23 protein-coding genes are annotated in these 24036 nt (G+C 44.6%); 15 read left to right on the top strand and 8 right to left on the bottom strand.

Annotated elements, in window-relative coordinates; genetic code table 11:
• The first annotated feature begins 18 nt into the window (after positions 1-18).
• The 5 genes from XPG1_RS08215 to XPG1_RS08195 all read left to right on the top strand — a co-directional run bounded on the left by XPG1_RS08215 (position 19) and on the right by XPG1_RS08195 (position 4193).
• Positions 19-762: a YebC/PmpR family DNA-binding transcriptional regulator gene (locus tag XPG1_RS08215; protein WP_045958661.1), complete on the top strand. Its 744-nt coding sequence runs from the start codon at positions 19-21 to the stop codon at positions 760-762.
• Between the two features lie 119 nt (positions 763-881).
• Positions 882-1403, top strand: coding sequence for a crossover junction endodeoxyribonuclease RuvC (ruvC, locus tag XPG1_RS08210; protein ID WP_045958660.1), 522 nt, complete (start codon positions 882-884; stop codon positions 1401-1403).
• Between the two features lie 78 nt (positions 1404-1481).
• Entirely contained in the window at positions 1482-2099 is a 618-nt protein-coding gene (gene ruvA, locus XPG1_RS08205; RefSeq protein ID WP_045958659.1) for a Holliday junction branch migration protein RuvA, read from the top strand.
• A gap of 16 nt (positions 2100-2115) precedes the next feature.
• Positions 2116-3123 (top strand): Holliday junction branch migration DNA helicase RuvB, encoded by a 1008-nt coding sequence (gene ruvB / locus XPG1_RS08200; RefSeq protein WP_045958658.1) that lies wholly within the window; start codon positions 2116-2118, stop codon positions 3121-3123.
• Between the two features lie 284 nt (positions 3124-3407).
• Positions 3408-4193, top strand: coding sequence for a class I SAM-dependent methyltransferase (locus XPG1_RS08195; RefSeq protein WP_045958657.1), 786 nt, complete (start codon positions 3408-3410; stop codon positions 4191-4193).
• Positions 4194-4347: 154 nt separating this feature from the next.
• On the opposite strand, the gene znuB is transcribed toward XPG1_RS08195, so the two are convergent.
• Positions 4348-5133 carry a zinc ABC transporter permease subunit ZnuB gene (gene znuB / locus XPG1_RS08190; protein WP_045958656.1) on the bottom strand — a complete coding sequence of 262 codons (786 nt, stop codon included), beginning with the start codon at positions 5131-5133 and terminating at the stop codon, positions 4348-4350.
• Positions 5130-5933 carry a zinc ABC transporter ATP-binding protein ZnuC gene (znuC, locus tag XPG1_RS08185; protein WP_045958655.1) on the bottom strand — a complete coding sequence of 268 codons (804 nt, stop codon included), beginning with the start codon at positions 5931-5933 and terminating at the stop codon, positions 5130-5132. Before znuC ends, znuB begins: the two co-directional genes overlap by 4 nt.
• Positions 5934-5964: 31 nt before the next feature.
• Between znuC and znuA the strand changes: the two genes are divergently transcribed.
• From znuA to lpxM, 3 genes are all read left to right on the top strand, one after another.
• Positions 5965-6918 carry a zinc ABC transporter substrate-binding protein ZnuA gene (znuA, locus tag XPG1_RS08180; protein WP_045958654.1) on the top strand — a complete coding sequence of 318 codons (954 nt, stop codon included), beginning with the start codon at positions 5965-5967 and terminating at the stop codon, positions 6916-6918.
• 20 nt (positions 6919-6938) lie between these two features.
• The gene (gene mepM / locus XPG1_RS08175; protein ID WP_045958653.1) at positions 6939-8261 is read left to right on the top strand and encodes a murein DD-endopeptidase MepM; all 1323 of its coding nucleotides are present in this window, start codon (positions 6939-6941) and stop codon (positions 8259-8261) included.
• Between the two features lie 123 nt (positions 8262-8384).
• On the top strand, positions 8385-9353 hold the full coding sequence (gene lpxM, locus XPG1_RS08170) for a lauroyl-Kdo(2)-lipid IV(A) myristoyltransferase (protein ID WP_045958652.1): 969 nt from the start codon (positions 8385-8387) through the stop codon (positions 9351-9353).
• 78 nt (positions 9354-9431) lie between these two features.
• On the opposite strand, the gene pyk is transcribed toward lpxM, so the two are convergent.
• Together pyk and XPG1_RS08160 are read right to left on the bottom strand one after the other, a co-directional pair.
• The gene (pyk, locus tag XPG1_RS08165; RefSeq protein WP_045958651.1) at positions 9432-10874 is read right to left on the bottom strand and encodes a pyruvate kinase; all 1443 of its coding nucleotides are present in this window, start codon (positions 10872-10874) and stop codon (positions 9432-9434) included.
• A gap of 306 nt (positions 10875-11180) precedes the next feature.
• On the bottom strand, positions 11181-12029 hold the full coding sequence (locus tag XPG1_RS08160; RefSeq protein WP_045958650.1) for a MurR/RpiR family transcriptional regulator: 849 nt from the start codon (positions 12027-12029) through the stop codon (positions 11181-11183).
• A gap of 481 nt (positions 12030-12510) precedes the next feature.
• Between XPG1_RS08160 and zwf the strand changes: the two genes are divergently transcribed.
• The 3 genes from zwf to mdtI all read left to right on the top strand — a co-directional run bounded on the left by zwf (position 12511) and on the right by mdtI (position 15199).
• Positions 12511-13986, top strand: a complete 1476-nt coding sequence (zwf, locus tag XPG1_RS08155) for a glucose-6-phosphate dehydrogenase (protein ID WP_045958649.1) — start codon at positions 12511-12513, stop codon at positions 13984-13986.
• Positions 13987-14493: 507 nt separating this feature from the next.
• A complete protein-coding gene (gene mdtJ, locus XPG1_RS08150) occupies positions 14494-14865 on the top strand; it encodes a multidrug/spermidine efflux SMR transporter subunit MdtJ (RefSeq protein ID WP_045958648.1) in 372 nt (123 codons plus the stop codon).
• A 1-nt stretch (position 14866) separates the two neighbouring features.
• Positions 14867-15199, top strand: coding sequence for a multidrug/spermidine efflux SMR transporter subunit MdtI (gene mdtI, locus XPG1_RS08145; RefSeq protein ID WP_045958647.1), 333 nt, complete (start codon positions 14867-14869; stop codon positions 15197-15199).
• A 96-nt stretch (positions 15200-15295) separates the two neighbouring features.
• Here mdtI and XPG1_RS08140 read toward each other — a convergent pair whose 3' ends face one another.
• Positions 15296-15640, bottom strand: coding sequence for a RidA family protein (locus XPG1_RS08140; protein WP_045958646.1), 345 nt, complete (start codon positions 15638-15640; stop codon positions 15296-15298).
• 100 nt (positions 15641-15740) lie between these two features.
• On the opposite strand from XPG1_RS08140, the gene yoaA reads away from it, so the two are divergent.
• From yoaA to rnd, 4 genes are all read left to right on the top strand, one after another.
• On the top strand, positions 15741-17657 hold the full coding sequence (yoaA, locus tag XPG1_RS08135; protein ID WP_045958645.1) for a DNA repair helicase YoaA: 1917 nt from the start codon (positions 15741-15743) through the stop codon (positions 17655-17657).
• A 108-nt stretch (positions 17658-17765) separates the two neighbouring features.
• Complete coding sequence (gene tsaB, locus XPG1_RS08130; RefSeq protein WP_045958644.1) at positions 17766-18461, top strand: tRNA (adenosine(37)-N6)-threonylcarbamoyltransferase complex dimerization subunit type 1 TsaB; 696 nt, start codon at positions 17766-17768, stop codon at positions 18459-18461.
• Between the two features lie 485 nt (positions 18462-18946).
• The gene (gene fadD, locus XPG1_RS08125) at positions 18947-20635 is read left to right on the top strand and encodes a long-chain-fatty-acid--CoA ligase FadD (protein ID WP_045958643.1); all 1689 of its coding nucleotides are present in this window, start codon (positions 18947-18949) and stop codon (positions 20633-20635) included.
• A 109-nt stretch (positions 20636-20744) separates the two neighbouring features.
• Positions 20745-21869 carry a ribonuclease D gene (gene rnd / locus XPG1_RS08120; protein WP_045958642.1) on the top strand — a complete coding sequence of 375 codons (1125 nt, stop codon included), beginning with the start codon at positions 20745-20747 and terminating at the stop codon, positions 21867-21869.
• A 190-nt stretch (positions 21870-22059) separates the two neighbouring features.
• Here rnd and minE read toward each other — a convergent pair whose 3' ends face one another.
• The 3 genes from minE to minC are packed head-to-tail and all read right to left on the bottom strand — an operon-like array spanning position 22060 to position 23852.
• Positions 22060-22329 (bottom strand): cell division topological specificity factor MinE, encoded by a 270-nt coding sequence (gene minE / locus XPG1_RS08115; protein WP_045958641.1) that lies wholly within the window; start codon positions 22327-22329, stop codon positions 22060-22062.
• A 3-nt stretch (positions 22330-22332) separates the two neighbouring features.
• Positions 22333-23145 carry a septum site-determining protein MinD gene (gene minD / locus XPG1_RS08110; RefSeq protein WP_045958640.1) on the bottom strand — a complete coding sequence of 271 codons (813 nt, stop codon included), beginning with the start codon at positions 23143-23145 and terminating at the stop codon, positions 22333-22335.
• A 23-nt stretch (positions 23146-23168) separates the two neighbouring features.
• Positions 23169-23852 (bottom strand): septum site-determining protein MinC, encoded by a 684-nt coding sequence (gene minC / locus XPG1_RS08105; protein WP_045958639.1) that lies wholly within the window; start codon positions 23850-23852, stop codon positions 23169-23171.
• Positions 23853-24036 lie beyond the last annotated feature (184 nt).

Here is a 24036-nt window from a genome sequence, read left to right as displayed (position 1 = left end):
TTTATCGGAGATATATTCATGGCAGGTCATAGTAAATGGGCCAATACGAAACACCGCAAAGCTGCACAGGATGCAAAACGCGGTAAGATTTTTACTAAAGTTATCCGTGAATTGGTCACGGCTGCGCGATTAGGTGGTGGTGATCCAGCGTCTAACCCACGTTTACGGGCTGCCATCGATAAAGCGCTATCCAACAACATGACGCGTGATACGCTGAATCGGGCTATTGCCCGGGGAATGGGTAACGACGATTCAGATAATATGGAAACCATCATTTATGAAGGTTATGGCCCGGGGGGAACCGCGGTGATGGTTGAATGCCTGAGTGATAATCGTAACCGTACTGTTTCTGAGGTGCGCCATGCGTTTACCAAAACAGGCGGAAACTTGGGTACGGATGGCTCTGTGTCTTATCTTTTCACCAAGAAGGGCGTGATTTCCTACGCACCAGGCCTGGATGAAGATGCGTTGATGGAAGCCGCACTGGAAGCCGGGGCTGATGATGTTGAAACTTACGATGACGGCGCGATTGACGTCTATACTACACCAGAGGCTTTTGGTGATGTGAAAGATGCATTAGATGCGGCGGGCTTTAAGGCAGATTCTGCCGAAGTTTCGATGATCCCTTCTACCAAAGCGGAACTGGATGCAGAAACAGCGCCTAAGTTACTGCGTCTTATCGATATGCTTGAAGATTCTGACGACGTTCAAGAAGTGTATCACAATGGTGAAATCTCTGATGAGGTTGCAGCCCTGCTGTAATTAACATAAGGGTTCACAGCGTAGAGAAAGTGTTCCTTTTGTCAGGGCACTTTCTCTCACGTTTTCATCCCATATCGTAGGTGGACAGATTTGGGTGAAATTTAAACGAATGGTTCGATATGGCGATTATTCTTGGTATTGACCCCGGCTCCAGAGTCACGGGGTATGGCGTCATTCGCCAGCAGGGACGACAACTTATCTATCTCGGTAGCGGTTGTATTCGAACAAAAGTCGATGATTTACCCAGTCGTTTGCAGAAGATCTATGCCGGCGTGACTGAAATCATCACGCAATTCCAACCTGATGCGTTTGCGATAGAACAGGTTTTCATGGCAAAAAACGCAGATTCCGCCTTGAAATTAGGGCAGGCGCGTGGTGTTGCGATTGTCGCCGCATCCAACCAGTTTATCCCTGTCTTTGAATATGCCGCCCGGCAGGTTAAACAAACGGTTGTAGGTACCGGCGCGGCCGAAAAGAGCCAGATTCAGCATATGGTACGTTCAATGTTGAAATTATCCGCTAATCCGCAAGCGGATGCCGCTGATGCGTTGGCGATTGCTATCACACATTGCCATTTCAATCAAAATTTACTTCGGGTCGGGGATGTGCGGTTAAATTTAACGCGAGGTCGGCTGAAATAGTTTAAGCTGGATATACGTCCAGTTTTTTTTGTGCTATAAGCTAGCGGAACGATTTATTTTATTTGCAGGGGGTAAACAGTGATAGGGCGTTTGAGAGGAACCGTGTTGGAAAAACAGCCGCCGTTGGTTTTATTGGAAACGCATGGTGTCGGTTATGAAGTTCATATGCCAATGACCTGTTTTTATGAACTGCCTGAAATTGGCCAGGAGGCCATTTTATTTACACAATTTATTGTGCGTGAAGATGCTCAACTATTATATGGGTTTAATGATAAACAAGAGCGGGCACTTTTCCGTGAACTGATTAAAGTGAATGGCGTCGGGCCAAAACTGGCGCTGGCAATCCTCTCGGGCATGTCAGCCCAACAATTTGTGACGGCAATAGAGCAGGAAGCCATCGCGTCATTGGTTAAGTTACCGGGTGTCGGTAAAAAAACGGCGGAAAGACTGGTGGTTGAAATGAAAGATCGCTTTAAGGGACTCAATGGCGATCTGTTTAACCAAAGTAGTGATATGAATTTGCCTGCCTCCGCTAAACAAACACACTCCGCGGCGGATATTGAAGCAGAAGCGGCTGCGGCACTGGTTTCTCTAGGATATAAACTGCAAGAGGCCAGCCGGATGGTAAGCAAAGTTGCTAAACCGGGCGCGGATTGTGAAACCCTTATTCGAGAAGCGCTTCGTGCGGCTCTGTAATCACAGGAGTTAAGTGATGATTGAAGCTGACCGTCTGGTTTCTGCGGAAGTTCTGCAAGATGATGAAGCCATTGATCGTGCTATCCGGCCGAAGTTTCTGTCTGAATATGTTGGTCAACCTCATGTTTGTGAACAGATGGAAATCTTTATTCAAGCGGCACGTCAACGTGGTGATGCGTTGGATCACTTATTGATCTTTGGCCCGCCAGGATTGGGAAAAACCACGCTGGCAAATATTGTGGCTAATGAAATGGGCGTTAATCTCCGCACAACTTCAGGGCCAGTGTTGGAAAAAGCCGGGGATCTTGCTGCCATGCTGACCAATCTGGAACCGCATGATGTATTATTCATTGATGAAATCCATCGGTTATCGCCGGTTGTAGAAGAAATTCTCTACCCCGCAATGGAAGATTATCAGCTGGATATTATGATTGGTGAAGGGCCTGCGGCTCGCTCAATTAAGATTGATCTTCCACCCTTTACGTTGGTTGGTGCAACCACGCGTGCGGGTTCTTTGACTTCTCCGTTACGTGATCGGTTCGGTATCGTACAACGCCTTGAATTTTACAATGTCGATGATTTGCAAAGTATTGTTTCCCGTAGTGCGCGTTATATGGGATTAGCCATTTCAGAGGACGGAGCCAGACAAATTGCGATACGCTCCCGCGGTACGCCTCGTATTACTAATCGATTATTGCGTCGTGTACGTGATTTCGCTCAGGTAAAAGGCAATGGTTCAGTGGATAACGATATTGCCTCCCAGGCACTTGATATGTTGAATGTAGATTCGGCGGGGTTTGATTACCTTGATCGCAAGCTACTGTTATCCATTATCGATAAGTTTATGGGAGGGCCGGTCGGATTGGATAACCTGGCTGCGGCAATCGGTGAAGAGCGGGAAACAATCGAAGATGTGCTGGAACCGTTCTTAATCCAGCAAGGATTTATCCAGAGAACGCCACGAGGAAGAATTGCCACCCATCATGCTTATCAGCATTTCGGATTGAGCAAGGATAGCGAATAAACTGCATGTCAGCATCCCCATTGAGGCTCTTGTTCTGAACGGGCGCATAGGTCTGTCTCTTGTTTTCAATAGCACTTTTTTCAATAACGCTTAAACAATAAATAAAAATAATGCTTTTGACGCTATTCTGGATAACGAAAATAATCTAGGATAGCGCCGTTCTATGAGAAAAAACGATTCCGTCAGTCTTAATCAGGGCGGTAGTGAGTCTATCCCATCATCTTCGTCATCCCGCCTGTCACTTTCTTGTCCGTCAGCATGTCACAACAGGAATAATAGATCTTATGACGAAACATAAAGAAAAATTTGATGGTTTGGCTAAAGAGTATGATCGCTACCGTCCCCGCTATCCACAAGCCCTTTTTCGCGAAATTTGTCACTGGATGCCGAAAGACAGATCCCTGTCTATCGTTGATATTGGTGCGGGAACAGGGATCGCCCTTGACGGATTGGCCAGTTTATCCGGTCAGCAGCACCATTACACCGCAATTGATATTTCACAGGATATGATTGAGATAGGCAGGCAAAAACTGCCGTGGGTAAAGTGGTTACATGGCCGGGCTGAGCAGTGTCTCTCAACGATACAGAGGCCGGATCTCATTATGGCTGCGCAGTCTTTTCAATGGATGGATCGGGAAATCGTATTAGATTTGGTACGTCATCGTCTGGCAGGTAATGGCATCATGGCTATTTTGCAAAATAACCGTGATTATCGGCATAATGAATTTCTTCATGCCTATGAGGCGCTGTTGGAGGAACTGAGCCCTGATTACAGCCGGTACTATCGACATTTCGACTATGCTCAGGAATTAAATACTGCTTTCGAACATGAAAATACCCTGCACATTACACTGAATACCCACTGGAATATGCTTATTCCCGGTGAAACATTTGTTGGCATGAGTCGTTCATCAACTCAAGTTCAACGTGCTTTAGCCGTTCACGGGGAATTATTTATTGAAAGGTTAAACGTATTAATAAAAAAATATCAATCAGAGGGGAAATTAACAATTTTATATGAAAGCCAATTGGTTATGGTTGTTAAGCAAGGCGCATCCGGGAAAACCTAAATTCGATTTAACGCTATTTCGTTTTAATGAATATGATTTTTTTAAATGTTATTGTCACCCTGTTAACGATGTTTGGGTGGTTGATTGACGCCCTCGTCCGTATTTGACGAGGGATGATAAAAAGTCAGCAATTGAACAGCGTAGGGGATAAATATCAGCTTCTTGCCTGGCAGGTTAAACTCAAGGCAAATAGCATGGCGGAACAAAGCACCACTGAAGGCCCTGCCGGTGTGTTATAAAATGCCGATAACGTTAAACCGCCTGTCACCGACAACATACCGAAAATCATCGCAAAAAACGCCATTTGCTCAGGCGTGCGGGAAAAACGGCGGGCGGTAGCGGCAGGGATAATCAGCAGGGACGTGATAATTAATGCGCCGACAAATTTCATTGCCAGCCCAATAGTCAAGGCGGTCACTAACATCAGGAGAACCCGTAAGCGCTGAATTTTAATGCCATCGACAAAAGCCAGATCCTGACTGACGGTCATTGATAGCAAAGCACGCCATTGCCATATTAGTACTCCCGCAACAATCATGACCCCAAGTGCAATCAAGTAGAGATCTTCATAGGTCATCGACAGTAAATCACCAAATAAGTAAGCCATCATATCGACCCTGACATTGGTCATAAAACTCACGACGACTAAACCAAGCGATAGGGCGCTATGCGCCAGAATACCTAACAGTGTATCAACGGCCAATTGCGGACGTTTTTCTAACCAGACTAAGATGATGGCCAGGATGAGTGTGACGGCAATCACCGCATAAAATGGATTCACATTCAGTAAGAAACCGAATGCAACCCCAAGCAGTGAAGCGTGTGCCAGTGTGTCACCAAAATAGGACATCCTGCGCCAGACGACAAAAGAACCAAGCGGTCCCGCCGCGATTGCTAAAAACACACCGGCTAACCAGCCGGGCAGCAATAATTCAATCATCGATGTGATTCTCCTTTGTTTTTCAAAATAATTTTTCCTCTAAGATCATGATGATGATTGTGGTGATGACGATACACGGCCAGTTGCTCGGCACCATGATGCCCAAACATGGCAATAAATTCTGGGTGCATTGACACTACTTCTGGGGTGCCTGAGCAGCAAACGTGTTGATTCAGACATAAGACTTCGTCTGTTTTTGCCATGACCAAATGCAGATCATGGGAAACCATAAATACCGCACAATTAAGCTCGGTTCTGATTTGGTTGATTAAATCGTAAAGTGCCAGCTGACCATTAACATCAACACCTTGTGTTGGTTCATCAAGCACCAGAAGCTGGGGTTGATTAAGTAAGGCTCTGGCGAGTAGCACCCGCTGAGTTTCTCCACCCGACAATTTTTGCATGGGCTGTTCCAGCAAATGGGTGGCTTTGACCCGATTTAGTACCTGCATGATATCAGCGGGTTTCACGTTGGGTCTTAGCATCATAAAACGTTTAACCGTCATTGGCAGCGTCGGGTCAAGGTTCATTTTCTGAGGAACATAGCCAATTCTCAGTTCAGAACGGCGTTCAATTGTGCCTGAGGTGGGTTGAATTAAGCCAAGAACGACACGAACCAGGGTGGATTTCCCGGCACCGTTCGGTCCGATTAGAGTGAGGATGTGACCTTGTTTGAGATTGAATGAAATATTGTTTAATACTTTGCGGTGATTAAATTCAACCGTAATATTTTTTAAGGTGATCATCGTTGACGTGTCAAAAGAGTCTTGCAGAATGATTAAAATGTTATAATATAACATTACTCGTTTTTTTGCATGGATTATTCATATTATGTTACATAAATCACAGAAGCGCGCGCATAAATTTTTCCACAGGATTGTGTTAGCGACAGCATTAGCCGCAGGAATCAATGGCGCAGCACGAGCAGATGTGGTGACCTCTATTCACCCATTGGGTTTTATTGCTGCCGCCATTGCTGATGGTGTGACAAAGACGCAGGTACTCCTGCCAAGTGGTGCTTCTCCGCACGATTACGCGTTACGCCCTCTGGATGTACGGAAAATTAATCAGGCTGATTTGGTTGTCTGGGTGGGGCCGGATATGGAGCCTTTTTTGGCAAAGCCGATAGCGAAAATTGGACAGAATAAACAACTGGCATTGGCTGAATTATCCACGATCAAGCCCCTGCTGTTAAAAAATAGTGAAGAGGACAATGATTCCGGTAGTGCGTCGCATCACCATGATACCGATCATGAGCATCACCATCATGGTGAATATAATATGCATATTTGGCTTTCTCCAGAAATTGCAAAGCAAGCCGCTCAGGCAATATATGACAAGCTTATCGAGCAATATCCACAGCACAAGCAGCAATTGGAAGTAAACCTACGTAAATTCAATGGACAGCTTGCGCAAACTGATAAGAAAATTGCTAGTATTTTGAAGCCTATACGCAAACAGGGTTATTTTGTTTTTCACGACGCATACGGTTATTTTGAGAAACATTACCAATTGGTTCCATTAGGTTCTTTCACGGTTAATCCTGAAATACAACCTGGTGCGCAGCGATTACACAATATACGAACACAATTGGTTGAGCAGAAAGCAAAGTGTGTTTTTGCTGAACCACAATTCAGGCCAGCCGTGATTCATGCCATAGCCAAAGGTACTGATGTACGCATTGGAACACTGGACCCTTTAGGGAGCGGCATTGTATTGGACAAAGATAGCTATATAAAATTTATAACTCAGTTATCACAACAATATGCGAGCTGCCTGAATTAGTACAATAAGGAATTTTATTAGTGCAGCAAATAACGAAAACGATCGTTCTGGTATACAACAACCTGCCCAAACCCCATAAGATCATGCTGGGATCGCTCACGTTAGTCACTTTGGCTATCGCGATATGGAGGCCGGTTGTTTTCCATGAGCGAAAAGAGCTGGGTAATATTGCTCAAACAACGGTCGAGAGTGCCCCAAGTATTCCAGATGCAACAGACGATGTTGGGGAGGATGATAGTGAACAACTCCCGAATAATGAAGGTATTGAGGATGAAGAGGGTGGCACGGATGCAGCAGCAAATCTCCCACATAAGTATGTTGTTTCCAGTGGCGATAATTTTAGTTCAATTTTAAATCAGTTTGGTATTAATCCCTCCGATATTGCGGTATTAGCCAATCAATATCACGTATTACGTAATTTAAGCGTGGGGCAGTCATTATCGTGGACCACTGACGATAACGGTAATTTAAAGACACTGACCTGGGAGGTTTCGCGTCGTGAAACGCGTACTTATACCCGCGTAAATGACACGTTTAAAGAGGAGCAAATCTTCCAGAATGGGGAATGGAAAAATAGTGTCATCACAGGCGTGATTAATGGCAGCTTTAACGGCAGTGCCCTGGCGGCGGGGTTAACCAGCAGCGAAGCCAGAGAAGTGACAAAAGCGCTGCAATGGCAGATAGACTTCCGCAAATTGCGTAAAGGCGATCGTTTTTCGGTGTTGCTCTCCCGTGAGATGCTGGCAGGGAAAAGTGAACAGAGCCAGTTATTAGGTGTTCGTTTACAGAACGGAGATAATGATTATTATGCTTTCCGTGCCACTGATGGCCGTTTTTATGATAGTCAGGCTTCCGGTCTGGAGCGTGGTTTCCTGCGTTATCCGACAATGAAACAATTCAGGGTATCCTCTTCTTTCAATCCCCATCGGGTAAACCCGGTAACCGGCAGAGTGACCGCGCACAGGGGGGTTGATTTTGCGATGCCTATAGGCACACCTGTTCTGGCGGTGGGTGACGGCGAAGTCATCGTCTCCAAATTTGATGGTGCCGCAGGTAACTTCATTGCTATCCGGCATGGTCGTCAATATACAACCCGCTATATGCACTTACGAAAACTATTGGTCAAACCAGGTCAGAAAGTGAAACGGGGTGAGCGTATTGGGTTATCAGGAAGTACAGGGCGTTCAACGGGTCCACATCTGCATTTTGAATTCTGGGATAACCAGCGGCCGGTTAACCCGCTTACGGCAAAATTGCCGCGTTCCGGTGGGTTAAATGGTAAGGAGCGTACAGAATATATCGCCATGGTTAAAGAGATTAAACCTCAGTTGTTGTTGGATTAATCTGCGGTTCTCAGCCCCGTATTTTTCATGAATATTAGCGGATGATAGCTATCATCCGCTTTTGTGTTATTTGTTGTAAACTTGCCGACTGAAAGCGAGTGTTAGGATCATCAGAGTTAGCTCATGCATAAAGAGAAAGATACAGATAGTAAATTGGGATATATCCCTCGGTTTCATCGATCTTATTTACATCCCCGCTATTGGGGACTGTGGGCTGGCGTAGGCATTTTGGCGGGGTTAGCTTATGTCCCTGTAAAATGGCGCGATCCATTTTTAGCCAAAATAGGGCGTTGGGCGGGCAGAAAAGCGAAAAGTGCGCGTCGCAGGGCGAAAATTAATTTGGTTTACTGTTTTCCTGAATGGACGGAACAACAACGCGAAGCGTTGATTGACCAAATGTTTGCTACCGCCCCGCAATCATTTGTTATGCTGGCGGAACTTTGCCTCAGAGGGACTGAATCGACACTGAACCGCACCCAATGGCATGGGGAAGAGATTATTCAGGCCTTAAAAGCACAGGGCAAAAATGTCATTTTTATGGTTCCACACGGTTGGTCGGTTGATATTCCTGCGATGTTACTGGTGTCTCGTGGTTATAAGGTATCGGCTATGTTTCACCATCAAAGCAATCCTGTCGCTGATTATTTGTGGAATAAAGCGCGCAATCATTTTGGGGGGCGACTGCATTCCCGTGATGCCGGAATTAAACCCTTTATCTCAACAATCCGAGAAGGATTTTGGGGATACTATCTTCCCGATCAGGATCATGGTGAAGAACATAGCGAGTTTGTCGATTTTTTTGCCACTTATAAAGCAACATTACCAGCCGTTGGGCGTTTGATGAAAGTTTGCCGGGCAACGGTTGTCCCGTTATTTCCGGTTTATAATTGCCAAACTCATCAGTTGGATATTTATATTCGTCCACCGATGGAGGATATTGCCGGGCAGGGCGATGTATACATTGCCCGCCGTATGAATGAGGAATTAGAACAATTAGTTAAGCCTAATCCTGAGCAATATACCTGGATCTTAAAATTGCTCAAGACTCGGAAGAAAGGGGATATTGAGCCTTATAAAAGGGATGATCTTTAGTGATTGCGTCATGGCAAAATTCGATTTAATGATGATAAGGGGCATACTGTGCCCCTTATCATTTTTATCAATCATGGATTATTCGACTTCAAGTATGCGGCAGGTATTGGTGCTGCCAATCGTTCTCATCTGATCGCCTTGTGTTACCAGCACCAAATCACCACTCGTGAGGTAGCCTTTGTCACGCAGACGATCGACCGCTTCAGTGACTGCCGTGATCCCATCCGTGTGCGAGCTGCAATAAATGGGCGTCACACCACGATAAAGGGCGGTGCGGTTTAAGGTTGATTCATGGCGCGACATGGAGAAGATAGGCAGGCCAGAACTAATACGCGACATTATGCGAGCCGTGCGGCCGGATTCGGTCATGGCAATAATGGCTTTGACCCCTTTCAGGTGGTTAGCTGCATACATGGTAGACATTGCAATCGCTTCTTCAATGCTATCAAATGTCATATCCAGGCGATGTTTCGAGACATTAATGCCTGGCATTTTTTCCGCCCCGAGACAGACTTTTGCCATCGCCGCAACGGTTTCTGCGGGGTATTGACCTGCCGCTGTTTCGGCAGACAGCATCACGGCATCAGTGCCATCCAGTACTGCGTTAGCCACATCCATAACTTCGGCGCGTGTTGGCATTGGATTGGTGATCATGGATTCCATCATTTGCGTGGCGGTAATGACGACACGATTCAGTTGACGGGCTCGGTGAATCAGTTTTTTTTGCACACCCACTAGCTCAGGATCACCGATTTCAACACCAAGATCACCGCGAGCAACCATAACAACATCAGAAGCCAGAATAATTTCGTCGATGATTTCGTCACTACTGACCGCTTCTGCGCGCTCAACTTTTGCGACAATTTGGGTTTCGCAACCCGCATCTCGTGCGAGACGGCGAGCGTAATTCAAATCTTCACCTGAACGAGGGAAAGAAACAGCAAGATAATCCACCCCAATTTTGGCGGCGGTGATGATATCTGCCTTATCTTTTTCGGTCAGGGCATCGGCGGAGAGTCCACCCCCCTGTTTATTGATGCCTTTATTGTTGGAAAGTGGGCCTCCAACGGTTACTTCGGTGAAAACTTTCATGCCCTGAACTTCCAGGACTTTCAATTGAACGCGTCCATCATCCAATAGCAAAATATCACCAGCAGTCACGTCAGAGGGTAACCCTTTATAGTCAATCCCGACTTTTTCTTTATCTCCTTCTCCCTTACCCAGATTGGCATCCAACAGGAATTTATCCCCAACATTCAGGAAAATTTTTCCTTCCTTAAAGGTGGATACGCGTATCTTTGGCCCTTGGAGATCACCAAGGATTGCCACGTGATAGCCTAAACGGGCAGCAATTTCGCGCACGTTATTTGCACGTTGGATATGATCTTCCGCTGTGCCATGCGAGAAATTAAGGCGGACGACGTTTGCCCCCGCACTGATCACTTTTTCTAGATTATTGTCACGATCCGTCGCTGGGCCGAGTGTAGTGACGATTTTTGTTCTTCTGAGCCGTCTGGACATGTATTACTCCGTTGACTTGTGAAGTATACCTTTCGTTTTTCAAGTAACCACTTTACTGGCTACGTTCCTTTTAACCGCATAGTCATCTATGTTCTCAGGCGCGTTTTTCCTTGCCGTTATGCAGTAGCTTGAAATCTGTTGGGTATCTGCGTGTTTTCGATTACCTTAAAATAACCATTTCATATCTCGATTATTCCCCCTGTATGGCAAATATGCTGAAGGGAAAATCGCCCTATGTTATCAGTCTGATGGGTTGATAAATAGTGAACAAAAACACAGCTTACCTTCTGTTTTTGCTATTTTTTGTTATTCATGTTTATCAAACCGCGAATGACGCAACGCTTCTTTGACCCTCTTCAAGTTATCCCTGAATTTCGTGCCTCGGCGTAATGTAAAACCCGTTGCCAATACATCAATGATGGTTAATTGGGCAATTCTTGAAACCATCGGCATATAAATATCGGTATCTTCAGGGACATCAAGTAAAATGGGCAGGGTTGCTTCCTGCGCTAAAGGAGAATCGGTTGAGGTAATGGCAATCACCGTTGCATCATTCTCCCGCGCCAGTTTTGCAAGTTCTACAAGGTTTTTCGTTCTGCCAGTATGGGATATCAGTACAACGACATCGCCTTCGGTACTGTTCATGCAACTCATCCGTTGCATCACAATATCATCAAAATAGGTCACCGGAATGTTGAAACGAAAAAATTTATTCATGGCATCATGTGCCACGGCGGCTGATGCCCCCAGACCAAAAAATGACAGTTTTCTGGCTTGTGTCAGGAGATCAACGGCCCGGTTAATAGCGGCAATATCCAGATTGTTTTTAACTGTGTCCAGATTCGCCATCACGGATTCGAAAATTTTGTTGGTATAAGCGGTGACACTGTCACTTTCTTCCACGTGACGATTGACATAAGGTGTACCGTTGGCAAGGCTTTGTGCCAGCAGTAATTTAAAGTCGGGAAAACCTTTGGTGTCGAGGCGGCGACAAAAACGATTGACGGTCGGTTCACTCACATTCGCCATTTTAGCCAGGGTGGCAATGCTTGAGTGGATAGCAGTCTGTGGGGAAGCAAGAATGACCTGCGCAACCTTTTTCTCTGACTTACTCAAAACATCAAGCCCATTTTGGAGCAGTTCCAGTATGTTCATCAAACGGAGTTTACCTTCGGTTTTAACGATTTCATTAACAGGAGAAATCGATGTCATTTTTATGAAAATATACTACTTGTTACTGAAAGTCGGCAGTCGTAATAACCGGATAGTTTGAAGTTTTTTATGGAAATATGACCAGTGTCTAACTTTCAACTTGGTAAGATGATTTCTTACTCGTTATTAAATTTCAGTTGATAGTCACCATAAGGGATAAAATGTGATCCTATTATGAGTGAATATAACACTCACATCATGGTGAAAATAATAGATAGCAATGAGGATTAGGGTGTTGAACGTTTGCATTAATAACGTGACGTTGTAATCAACATCGTAGTAACGTGAAATGCGAAGAACGACCTGAATAATCAGTGTTGGCTGCATAGTGTTTACTGCATATAGTCAAAAGAGTACATTACCCGTAGATTTTGTAAAAAAATTACAATATTCCGTAAATATCCCGTAATTGAGGAGATGCAACATGGCGGTGACGTCTACAGCTCAGGCTTGTAATTTAGTAATTTTTGGGGCGAAAGGAGACTTAGCACGCCGGAAATTAATGCCTTCCCTTTATCAATTAGAAAAAGCAGGTTATATCCATCCTGATACCCGGATTATCGGCGTTGGTCGGGCTGACTGGGATAAAAAAGCTTATACCAAAGTGGTTGAAGACGCGTTGACGACATTTATGTCTGAAAAACTGGAACCCGCATTGTGGAAAAAGCTCAGTTCACGTCTGGAATTTTGTAACTTGGATGTCAATGAAACGGAACATTTCACTGAATTGGCAAAAGAACTGAATAAAGACAATTTGCCGGCGATCCACTATTTTGCGATGCCGCCAAGTACGTTTGGTTCAGTCTGTCATGGATTGGGTGCTGCGGGACTGAATACGGAACCCAATCGTGTCGTGATGGAAAAGCCGCTAGGAACGGATCTTGCTTCTTCCAGAGCGATTAATGATGAAGTTGCAAAATATTTCAATGAGCGTCAAATCTACCGCATTGACCATTATTTGGGGAAAGAAACCGTATTAAACTTGTTGGCGCTGCGCTTTGCTAATTCACTGTTTGTTAATAATTGGGATCACCGCACGATTGATCATGTGCAAATCACGGTGGCGGAAGAAATGGGAATTGAAGGGCGTTGGGGCTATTTCGATCAGGCCGGGCAGATGCGTGACATGATCCAGAATCATCTCCTGCAAATCCTGACGATGATTGCCATGTCACCACCGGCTGATCTGAGTGCTGATCGCATTCGGGATGAAAAAGTGAAAGTGTTGCGCTCATTACGCCGTATTGATCACACCAATGTACGGGAAAAAACGGTTCGTGGGCAATATACCGCAGGTTTTGTACATGGTAAGAAAGTGCCTGGTTACCTGGAAGAAGAGGGCGCCAATAAGGCCAGTAAAACGGATACTTTTGTATCGATTCGGGTTGATATTGATGACTGGCGCTGGTCTGGGGTGCCTTTTTACCTGAGAACAGGGAAACGTTTGCCGGCGAAATGTTCCGAAGTTGTCGTCTATTTTAAAGAGCCTTCTTTGAATCTGTTTGCTGAATCTTATCAGCAATTGCCCCAGAATAAATTGACCATTCGTTTGCAGCCCGATGAGGGTATTGATATTGACGTCCTGAATAAAGCGCCGGGGCTGGAACATAAACATCGGTTGCAAACGACCAAACTGGATCTGAGTTTTTCTGAAACATTTAATCAAACGCACCTTGCAGATGCGTATGAGAGGTTGTTGTTAGAAGCAATGCGAGGCATTCAGGCACTGTTTGTTCGTCGTGATGAAGTGGAAGAAGCGTGGAAATGGGTGGATTCCATTGTGGATGCATGGGCTGCGGATAATGAACCGCCAAAACCTTATCAAGCGGGTACTTGGGGACCAGTGGCTTCTATTGCCATGATTACCCGTGATGGGCGCTCGTGGAACGAATTTGAGTAACACACTGTCTTTTCCGATTTTTCACTATGATTATCTGACCGCGTTCTGCGGTCAGATCCCATCTGGATTTATACCTTTGTCATTAACAACATCCACTATCTGTCAATAGAAAATTGCTTTTTATATCTATTTATGCTAGAAATACTTTAATCTATTACACATAAATATGAGGATTCTTAGTCTATCGCACAGTTTCATCGTGTGATGAAAGAATAAAACATCATGAATAGCGCCAAAAGCGTCAACATTCGACATAGTAACAAAATTCAACGTTGTACCCATGTTCTTTTCCTCTCAGCTATCTTATCCAGTGAGCACTATTGGTGCGGCGCCCTTTAGGGCCTTTTCCTGCTAACCGGTTCTTCACCGGTCATTCTTGTTTTGCCAAAATATTTTGCTAACACATTAGTTTAATTCTGACCTTTTGCAGCGGTATTGGCTGCTGATCTTATTGGTATCTATAGCTTGATATCTTGGCATGCTTATCAGTATGTTCAGGAGAAAAAAATGATTTATTGGATATTTCTTGCACTGGCGATTGTGGCAGAAGTGATTGGCACACTGTCAATGAAACAAGCCAGCGTTTCAGGTGATTTTACAGGCATGATCGTGATGTACACTATGATCACCACTTCTTATGTTTTTCTGGCCATTGCGGTGAAAAAGGTCGCATTAGGTGTGGCTTATGCATTGTGGGAAGGGATCGGGATCCTGTTTATTACTACTTTTAGTGTATTGTGGTTCAACGAGTCACTGTCATTGATGAAAATGGCTGGACTGGCATCATTAATAGCCGGGATTATTTTAATCAAGATGGGGGCGAAGAAAGCGCAAGGCGATGGAACAAATGCATTCGGCAAGCAAGCCAAGGAGGCATGATATGCTAACTCAATTCGAATGGTGGCACGGCGCGTTTCTGGCTCTCGCGGTTGTTTTGGAAATTCTGGCCAATATTTTATTGAAATTATCCAACGGATTTCAGCGCGTTTGGATCGGCCTTTTATCCCTGGTCGCTGTTTTGGGGGCATTCAGTGCATTGGCGCAGGCGGTGAAAGGCATTGAACTCTCTGTCGCTTATGCATTATGGGGGGCGTTCGGGATTATTGCCACGGTTGCCGCAGGCTGGATCATGTTTAATCAACGTCTGAATTTTAAGGGATGGGGTGGTATCATACTGTTATTGATTGGTATGATTATGATTAAGATGGCTTAATCTCTGCGCCCCATACCTTAAATTTCATTGAGTGAATTTTTTCCAAAAGGGCATTGAACGAGCGATAACGTGTTCAATGCCCTTTTGGACGACTGTTTATAAAGCCGCGATGATTTTAATCTCTACTTTATATTTTGGATCCATCAATGCCGCCTGAACGGTGCAGCGAACGGGAGCACTTCCTGCCACAACCCAGGCATCCCAGGCGGTATTCATGCCGGCAAAATCGGCCTTATCGGCCAGAAAAATCGTCGCATCTAAGATCTTACTTTTATCTGAACCAAGACGATATAACAGAGAGTCAATGGCTGCCAGGGTATCCGATGTTTGTTCGATGATATCACCATCAAGTTTTTCCGGCACACTGGTATAATAGATGGTGTCATTGTGAATGACCGCTTCTGACCAACGGGTATCCGGATCAATGCGTTCAATAGTCATTAAATCTCCTGTTAATTTATACAGTTTTTTGCTGAATTGGGTAGTTATTACAACCCAGTATTGGCATAATTCTGTCACATTTTATTGAAAGAGACAGTCTGTGTCAGACGATTTTGCAAAGAATGGCCTACTGGCCAAAGCCATACCCGGTTTTAAGCCGCGCGATGCTCAGCGAGAAATGTCGTCGGCCATTACTGTTGCGATTGAAAAGCAGCAACAATTGGTTGTGGAAGCGGGGACGGGAACCGGCAAAACATTTGCTTATTTAGTCCCGGCTTTGCGCTCCGGTAAAAAAGTGATTATTTCCACGGGTTCTAAAGCGTTGCAGGATCAGCTCTACAATCGGGATCTGCCTACGATTGTCAATGCGTTAGATTTTACGGGTAATCTGGCCTTATTGAAAGGGCGTTCAAATTATCTATGCCTTGAACGCCTTGAACAGCAGTCAATGGGCCATACTCAGATGGAAGCGGAAATATTAGCGCAAGTCATCAAATTAAAGCATTGGTCAGCTCATACAGACGATGGCGATATCAGTCGTTGCCATCAAGTGGCGGAGGACAGTACCGTCTGGCCGTTGGTCACCAGTACCAATGACAATTGTCTTGGTAGTGACTGTCCCTGTTATCAGGAATGTTTCGTTTTAAAAGCTCGTCGAAAAGCGCTGGAAGCGGATATTGTCATTGTTAACCATCATCTCTTTATGGCTGATAGGGTCGTTAAGGATAGCGGGTTTGGTGAATTGATCCCGCAGGCTGATGTTGTGATTTTTGATGAGGCTCACCAAGTTCCCGATATTGCCAGTCAATACTTTGGTCAGCAATTAAGTAGCCGTCAGTTGATGGATTTATCGCGTGATATCATCATGGCTTACCGTATCGAAGTTCGTGATCAAGCACAATTGCAGAAAAGTGCCGATCGTCTCAGCCAGAGTGCCCAAGATTTTCGTCTGGCACTGGGGGAAAGCAGCTATCGGGGCAATTTGCGTGAGGCCTTGCGACAGCAACCCGTTCAACGGGCGTTAGTTCGATTGGATGATGCTCTTGAACTTTGTTATGACGTGATGAAGCTCTCGTTGGGGCGTTCAGCTATGCTGGATGCCGCTTTTGAACGGGCAACCCTTTATCGTCATCGTCTTAAACGTCTGATTGATGTTAACATACCCGATTACAGTTATTGGTTTGAAAGTTATGGTCGGCATTTTTTGTTGGCACTCACCCCTTTATCTGTCTCTGATAAATTTAGCGAGATGATCCGTGAACAATCGGGTTGTTGGGTTTTTACATCGGCAACATTGTCGGTGAATGAACAGCTAGACCATTTCACTGAACGTTTGGGATTGAAACAGGCTCGAACGTTACTCCTGCCCAGCCCGTTTGATTATCAACGTCAAATGTTATTGTGTGTGCCGCGTTATTTACCCTCACCGAATCAAAGTGGCGGGGCAAAATGGTTGGCTCGGATGCTTAAGCCGTTAATTGAAAGCAATCAAGGACGTTGTTTTTTCCTCTGTACTTCTCATCAAATGATGCGCAGTTTGGCTGAAGAATTTCGCGCCAATATGACATTGCCAGTATTGGTACAGGGGGAGACGAGCAAAACACAACTGCTGTCGCAATTTATTTCGGCGGGTAATGCCTTGCTGGTGGCGACAGGCAGTTTTTGGGAAGGTGTTGATGTTCGTGGTGATGCGTTATCCTGCGTTATTATTGATAAATTACCATTTACAGCCCCGGATGATCCCTTGCTTAAGGCGCGTATCGAGGATTGCCAGATTAAGGGAGGGGATTCTTTTAACGAAGTTCAACTTCCCGATGCGGTGATTGACTTGAAACAGGGGGTTGGACGGCTGATCCGCGATATTGATGATTATGGTGTCGTGGTGATTTGTGACAATCGGTTAGTTATGCGCCCATACGGTGAGGTTTTTCTGAATAGTTTGCCTCCCGCATCTCGCACCCGTGATTTATCAAAAGCGATAGCATTTCTGAAATCACGGCCATCAAAGTCAGTATAAATAAGCAGAATCAAGAAAATAGTCGGGATGAAATTGTCGGGGCGATGACGTTGGGGCTATGGTAATATAGCCCCTTGTTTCGAATTCTATTCTTGCCGGAGTTAAGGCATGTCCACGCGGATTTTAGCTATTGATACTGCAACTGAAGCTTGTTCTGTTGCACTTTGGAATGACGGTGCTATTGAGGCACAGTTTGAAATTTCCCCACGAGAGCATACCCAACGTATTTTGCCCATGGTGCAGAAGGTATTATCGAAAGGTCATGTGAGCCTGCAACAATTGCATGCGTTAGCATTTGGGCGCGGGCCGGGCAGTTTTACAGGGGTGCGGATTGGTGTTGGTATCGCTCAAGGTCTGGCATTAGGGGCTGAGTTGCCAATGATCGGTGTTTCTTCTTTGAAAACGATGGCGCAGGGAAGCTTTCGTCTGCAAGGCGCAACAAGCGTTTTGGTTGCTATTGATGCACGAATGGGAGAAGTTTATTGGGGGCAGTACAGCCGTGACTCTCAGGGGGAATGGCAAGGCGATGCAACGGAAGCTGTTTTGAAACCTGAACAGGTGCGTGAGATAATGAACGCCTTGTCCGGTGAATGGGCGATTGCTGGAACCGGGTGGGAAGCCTATCCTCAATTATTGGACAGTCATTTAACGCTGACTGCAAGCCATATTACTTTACCTCATGCAGAAGATATGTTGCCACTGGCCGCTCAGATGTGGAAAGCCGGGGAAGTGACGGCGGTTGAACATGCTGAACCTGTTTATCTGCGTAATGAAGTCAGCTGGAAAAAATTGCCGGGCCGTTAAGCGAATTCTGTCCGGTAAAATAAAATTTAGGCCTTTTCTTCTGAGAAAGCCACCATTGCCAAATTAACGCCGATAAGAATCAGTGCTAATAACCATGCTTTTTGTATTGTTATTTTGTCTGCCAAGTCCGGGTATCAATCCTATTCTTAATCATTGTCGCATATTGAGGTATTATTATAACCATTTGGAATAATGGTGGGACTTTAAGTCAAAAATTAGTAAACCGATGTATCATCAGTTAATGATAAATATAATGATTAATAATTTAAGCAATCTGTTGATAAATAACAATAAACACACAGGCGGCAAAAGCTGCCTTATTTTTTTGCTCTCATTGATGATATTAATTTAGTGATGTGTATCGCCAACCTGAACATTGTCTCTTTTCAAACTGGTCAGCTGAGTTAATAATTTGTTAAATATATAGATCTGGTTTGTTTTATGGTCAGTGATCACATTGCAATTAGATTTCAGGAGTATTCAACTTGGAAAAAATCTGGCTAAAACATTATCCGGCAGATGTTCCGGCAGAGATCGATCCCGACCGTTATTCGTCGTTGATTGAAATGTTTGAAAATTCTGTGGCGCGTTATGCCGATCAAATCGCATTTATCAATATGGGTGAGGTCATCACTTTCCGTAAACTGGAAGAGCGTAGCCGTGCCTTTGCTGCTTATTTACAGAATGGGCTGGGTCTGAAAAGAGGAGATCGCGTGGCATTGATGATGCCAAACTTACTGCAATATCCCGTAGCACTGTTTGGTATTCTGCGGGCGGGCATGATTGTTGTAAATGTTAACCCGCTTTACACCCCGCGAGAACTGGAGCATCAGCTGAATGACAGTGGGACATCGGCCATTGTTATTGTTTCTAATTTTGCCCATACTCTGGAAAAGATCGTTTTCAATACCCAGGTCAAGCACGTTATTTTAACACGCATGGGCGACCAACTTTCCCGCCCGAAAGGAACTCTTGTTGATTTTGTCGTTAAATACGTCAAACGTCTCGTTCCTAAATATCATTTACCGGATGCCATTTCGTTTCGTCGTGCCATGCATCAAGGCTACCGAATGCAGTATGTCAAACCGGAAGTCAAAGGCGGGGATTTGGCGTTTCTGCAATATACGGGGGGAACGACGGGGGTAGCCAAAGGGGCCATGTTGACCCACCACAATATGTTGGCAAACCTTGAACAGGCCAGAGCGTGTTATTCTCCGTTAATGAAGGTTGGGCAAGAGATAGTAGTAACCGCATTGCCGTTGTACCATATCTTTGCTTTGACAGTGAATTGCCTGTTTTTCATTGAACTGGGTGGGCAAAATCTGCTGATTACCAATCCCCGCGATGTCAATGGCACAGTCAAAGAGTTGTCACGTTATCGTTTTACTGCGCTCTCTGGCGTTAACACGCTATTCAATGCCTGGTTGAATAACCCCGAATTCCAGAAGTTAGATTTCTCCTCATTGCGTTTGTCTGTCGGCGGCGGTATGGCTGTGCAAAAAGTCGTGGCTGAAAAATGGCAAGATCTGACCGGTTGTCATTTACTGGAAGGTTATGGATTGACAGAATGTTCGCCGCTGGTTGCAGCGAACCCGCATAACTTGACCACTTACAGTGGTAGCATTGGTTTTCCTGTTTCTTCAACAGAAATCAAGTTGATTGGGGATGATGGTCATGAAGTTCCGCAAGGGGAAGTGGGGGAAATGTGGGTTCGTGGGCCACAGGTCATGAAAGGTTACTGGAACCGTCCTGATGCAACAGATGAAGTATTGAAAGACGGTTGGCTGGCAACAGGAGATATTGCCAGAATAGATGACCATGGCTTTTTCCACATTGTTGACCGGAAAAAAGACATGATTTTGGTTTCAGGATTTAATGTCTATCCAAATGAAGTAGAAGATGTTGTTTCTTCCCATCCTAAAGTGTTAGAGTCGGCAGCAGTGGGCGTTCCGAGTGAAATGTCAGGAGAAACAGTCAAAATATTTGTTGTTCGTAAAGATGCCAGCCTGACTGAAGATGAACTTAAGACGCATTGTCGTCGTTACCTGACGGGATATAAAGTGCCGAAATTTATTGAATTCCGCAATGAATTGCCAAAATCCAATGTCGGTAAGATCTTGCGTAAAGAATTGCGCAATGAAGAATTGGCAAAAGTGAATAATACTCATAGTTGATCGTGTTTGTTACTGTATCCCCACTGATTTTACATAGAGGCAGTTAAACAGCGCCGGTTTTTACCGGCGTTGTTGTGCATATCTGATGAATGGCTAAGAGAATGATGTTTTGAATTATCAGCTGATTACCACCGATGCCCAATTGCAGTCGATCTGTGAACGGGCAAAGCAACACGCAAGCATTGCACTAGATACTGAATTTGTACGTACACGGACGTACTATCCCCAATTAGGGTTGATACAACTGTTTGATGGTGAACAGCTTTCTCTGATTGATCCCCTTGAAATTTCACAATGGCAACCCTTTAAGGCGCTATTGACTGATCCAGATGTATTGAAACTTATCCATGCAGGCAGTGAAGATTTGGAGGTTTTTGGTCATAGCTTCCAGTGCTTGCCGGAACCCATGATGGATACTCAGGTCCTGGCTGCATTTATTGGTCACCCGATATCATGTGGATTTGCAACGCTGGTTGCCCAATATTTGCATGTTGAATTGGATAAGAGCGAATCCCGTACTGATTGGCTGGCGCGTCCATTAAGTGAAAAGCAATGCCAATACGCGGCGGCGGATGTCTACTACTTATTACCACTGGCCGATATATTGATCGAAAAGGCAGAACAAGCAGGGTACTTGGATGCGGCAAAGGATGAAAGTGATTTAATATCCCAACGTCGCAAAGAAATACTGAAGCCGGAATCAGCTTATAAAGCTATTGGTAACGCGTGGCAATTACGTCCAAATCAATTGGCTTGTTTGAAAAGGTTGGCTGCATGGCGCTTAAATCAGGCACGTGAACGTAATCTGGCCGTCAATTTTGTGATCCGTGAAGAAAATTTATGGCAGGTTGCTCGTTATATGCCAACGTCTTTGGCTGAACTGGATGCGTTGGGATTGAGTGGTCAGGAAATCCGTTGTCATGGACGTCGATTGCTGGCGATGGTGGCAGAAAGCAGAGATATTCCAGAAGAAGAGTATCCGCCTCAGATTATAAACTTGGTGGATTATCCTGGCTATCGCAATGCATTCAAGGAAATAAAATCATTGGTTACTCAGGTGGGGAGCGCTCATCATCTCAGTGCCGAATTACTGGCTTCCCGTCGTCAAATTAATCAATTACTTTGCTGGCACTGGAAATTAAAATCGTCGACGTATCAACCCGAATTAATCAGGGGGTGGCGTGGTAAGTTGCTGGCCGAACCCATTGTTGACATATTGGCAAACTATTCGTAGTAAAATAAGGGCGTAACAATAATTACAGTCATGCATAAAGGTAAAACATGTTATGTTCGTTTAATTTTTTGATAGATACATGATCAACAAAGGAAGTTACGTCTGAAAATTAAATCGGGATACGAAGGTATCCCGATTGATGATTATTGAAAAATCACTTTCTTAAATTAAATAGCCTCATTGAATACGGTTATTTTGGCGATTCTTCAATCTCAGGTAAGGTGACATTAAGTTCTAATACAGAAATATCATCATTTTTTTGTTCAAATTGGACAGAAAGCATGTCTGGATCAATTTGGACATATTTACAAATTACAGCCAAGATATCCCGTTTCATTTCCGGCAAATAGGCAGGCTCAGAGTCACCACGGCGTCGTTCTGCCACGATGATTTGTAGTCGCTCCTTGGCGATATTGGCTGTCGATTTTTTTCTCGACAGGAAGAAATCTAACAAAGCCATGCGTTACCCCCCAAACAGGCGTTTTAAAAAACCCTTTTTTTCTTCTTCGATGAAACGGAAAGGCCGTTCTTCACCGAGTAAACGTAAAACCGTATCTTCGTATGCTTTACCTGCGTCAGAATCTTGATCCAAAATAACGGGTTCGCCCTGGTTGGATGAACGTAAAACACTTTGATCTTCTGGAATAACACCAAGCAAAGGGATACGCAAAATGTCCAATACATCTTCCATGCTAAGCATATCACCGCGATTCACGCGTCCCGGATTATAACGTGTCAGCAGGAGATGTTCCTTGATAGGTTCAATGCCTTGCTCTGCCCGGCGTGATTTTGATGCCAGGATGCCTAAAATACGATCTGAGTCACGAACAGAAGACACTTCCGGGTTTGTTGTAATAATGGCTTCATCGGCAAAGTAAAGCGCCATCAATGCGCCGCTCTCAATACCCGCAGGTGAGTCACAGATAATGAACTCAAATCCCTGTTTATCCAGCTCATTTAGGATCTTATCGACCCCCTCTTTGGTGAGGGCTTCTTTATCACGGGTTTGGGAAGCGGGCAGGATGTAGAGATTCTCTGTGCGCTTATCTTTAATAAGGGCTTGATTCAAACTGGCATCACCTTGAATAACGTTGACGAAGTCAAAAACGACTCGGCGTTCACAGCCCATGATGAGGTCAAGGTTTCGTAAACCGATATCAAAATCGATCACAACAGTTTTTTTTCCTTTTTGGGCGAGGCCGGTAGCAATGGCCGCGCTTGAAGTGGTTTTGCCAACGCCACCTTTACCCGATGTAACAACAATAATGCGTGCCATGAAGCGATTCCTTGTTATAAGGGCTAGACTAAAGTTTCAATAGTTAATTCATTGTTCACCAGACGTAATTTTGCGGCTTTACCAACAAAATGGTCTGGAATTTTTTCGCTGAGCCAATATTGACCGGCAATAGAGGTGAGTTCAGCGTTTAAATGGGTGCAGAAAATCTGGCTTTCTTGATCGCCAGATGCTCCTGCTAATACTCGTCCACGCAACACACCATATATATGAATATTTCCATCAGCGATTAATTCTGCACCAGCACTCACATTATTTGTCACAATAAGATCACTGTTTGGTGCATAAATTCTTTGTCCCGAACGGACAGGTGTATTAATTATACGAGTTTTTTTAAAAATAGGTTCAGTCGGTTTATTTTCCTCAGGAAGAACCTTCTGACTTTTACCTTCTTTTAATAAAGGCAGTCCAGATGTTAACGCAATTTTGCGTTGTTCGTCTGCTTGACAACCGCTGATACCCACAATGCGCAACCCAACTGACTCAATAGCCCGGTGGAGTGCGGCAAGATCCGCATCAATGGGGAGTGCAGAGATATTGAGAACAACGGGCGCATTTTTCAGGAATTCAGGCGCTTGTTCCATTTTTTCCTGCATAGCTTTATGAATAACTTCCGGCTGGTCATCATGCAAATGAACGACCGAAAGCGTAAAATTACTGCCTTTTAGCTCAATTGGCGACTGTGACATCGATATTCTGACTCAGCAAGGTTAAGTTTTCCAAAGTAGATTTCCCAAAGTGGTTGTGAGTAACTTAGATAAACATTTTCCGAAAACAGTCTCTGGGAGACGATATTCTTAAATATAATAAGCATGTTATAGTTAGAGAATTATTCAAGCAAGTCGCAGAGTTAATTTAAAAGAGTTTATGACA

Source organism: Xenorhabdus poinarii G6, from assembly GCF_000968175.1.
GTDB lineage: Bacteria > Pseudomonadota > Gammaproteobacteria > Enterobacterales > Enterobacteriaceae > Xenorhabdus > Xenorhabdus poinarii.
The sequence above is the reverse complement of the archived record's forward strand: the minus strand, read 5'-3'. Positions and strand labels throughout refer to the sequence as shown.

Excerpts from the sequence above, each read along its gene's own strand:
- XPG1_RS08195 (WP_045958657.1), top strand. The coding sequence starts at position 3,408 with ATGACGAAACATAAAGAAAAATTTGATGGTTTGGCTAAAGAGTATGAT.
- XPG1_RS08160 (WP_045958650.1), bottom strand. The coding sequence starts at position 12,029 with ATGAACATACTGGAACTGCTCCAAAATGGGCTTGATGTTTTGAGTAAG.
- ruvB (WP_045958658.1), top strand. The coding sequence starts at position 2,116 with ATGATTGAAGCTGACCGTCTGGTTTCTGCGGAAGTTCTGCAAGATGAT.
- minC (WP_045958639.1), bottom strand. The coding sequence starts at position 23,852 with ATGTCACAGTCGCCAATTGAGCTAAAAGGCAGTAATTTTACGCTTTCG.
- pyk (WP_045958651.1), bottom strand. The coding sequence starts at position 10,874 with ATGTCCAGACGGCTCAGAAGAACAAAAATCGTCACTACACTCGGCCCA.
- mdtJ (WP_045958648.1), top strand. The coding sequence starts at position 14,494 with ATGATTTATTGGATATTTCTTGCACTGGCGATTGTGGCAGAAGTGATT.
- lpxM (WP_045958652.1), top strand. The coding sequence starts at position 8,385 with ATGCATAAAGAGAAAGATACAGATAGTAAATTGGGATATATCCCTCGG.
- znuA (WP_045958654.1), top strand. The coding sequence starts at position 5,965 with ATGTTACATAAATCACAGAAGCGCGCGCATAAATTTTTCCACAGGATT.
- minE (WP_045958641.1), bottom strand. The coding sequence starts at position 22,329 with ATGGCTTTGTTAGATTTCTTCCTGTCGAGAAAAAAATCGACAGCCAAT.
- mdtI (WP_045958647.1), top strand. The coding sequence starts at position 14,867 with ATGCTAACTCAATTCGAATGGTGGCACGGCGCGTTTCTGGCTCTCGCG.
- ruvC (WP_045958660.1), top strand. The coding sequence starts at position 882 with ATGGCGATTATTCTTGGTATTGACCCCGGCTCCAGAGTCACGGGGTAT.
- XPG1_RS08140 (WP_045958646.1), bottom strand. The coding sequence starts at position 15,640 with ATGACTATTGAACGCATTGATCCGGATACCCGTTGGTCAGAAGCGGTC.
- minD (WP_045958640.1), bottom strand. The coding sequence starts at position 23,145 with ATGGCACGCATTATTGTTGTTACATCGGGTAAAGGTGGCGTTGGCAAA.
- tsaB (WP_045958644.1), top strand. The coding sequence starts at position 17,766 with ATGTCCACGCGGATTTTAGCTATTGATACTGCAACTGAAGCTTGTTCT.
- XPG1_RS08215 (WP_045958661.1), top strand. The coding sequence starts at position 19 with ATGGCAGGTCATAGTAAATGGGCCAATACGAAACACCGCAAAGCTGCA.
- znuC (WP_045958655.1), bottom strand. The coding sequence starts at position 5,933 with ATGTTATATTATAACATTTTAATCATTCTGCAAGACTCTTTTGACACG.
- znuB (WP_045958656.1), bottom strand. The coding sequence starts at position 5,133 with ATGATTGAATTATTGCTGCCCGGCTGGTTAGCCGGTGTGTTTTTAGCA.
- zwf (WP_045958649.1), top strand. The coding sequence starts at position 12,511 with ATGGCGGTGACGTCTACAGCTCAGGCTTGTAATTTAGTAATTTTTGGG.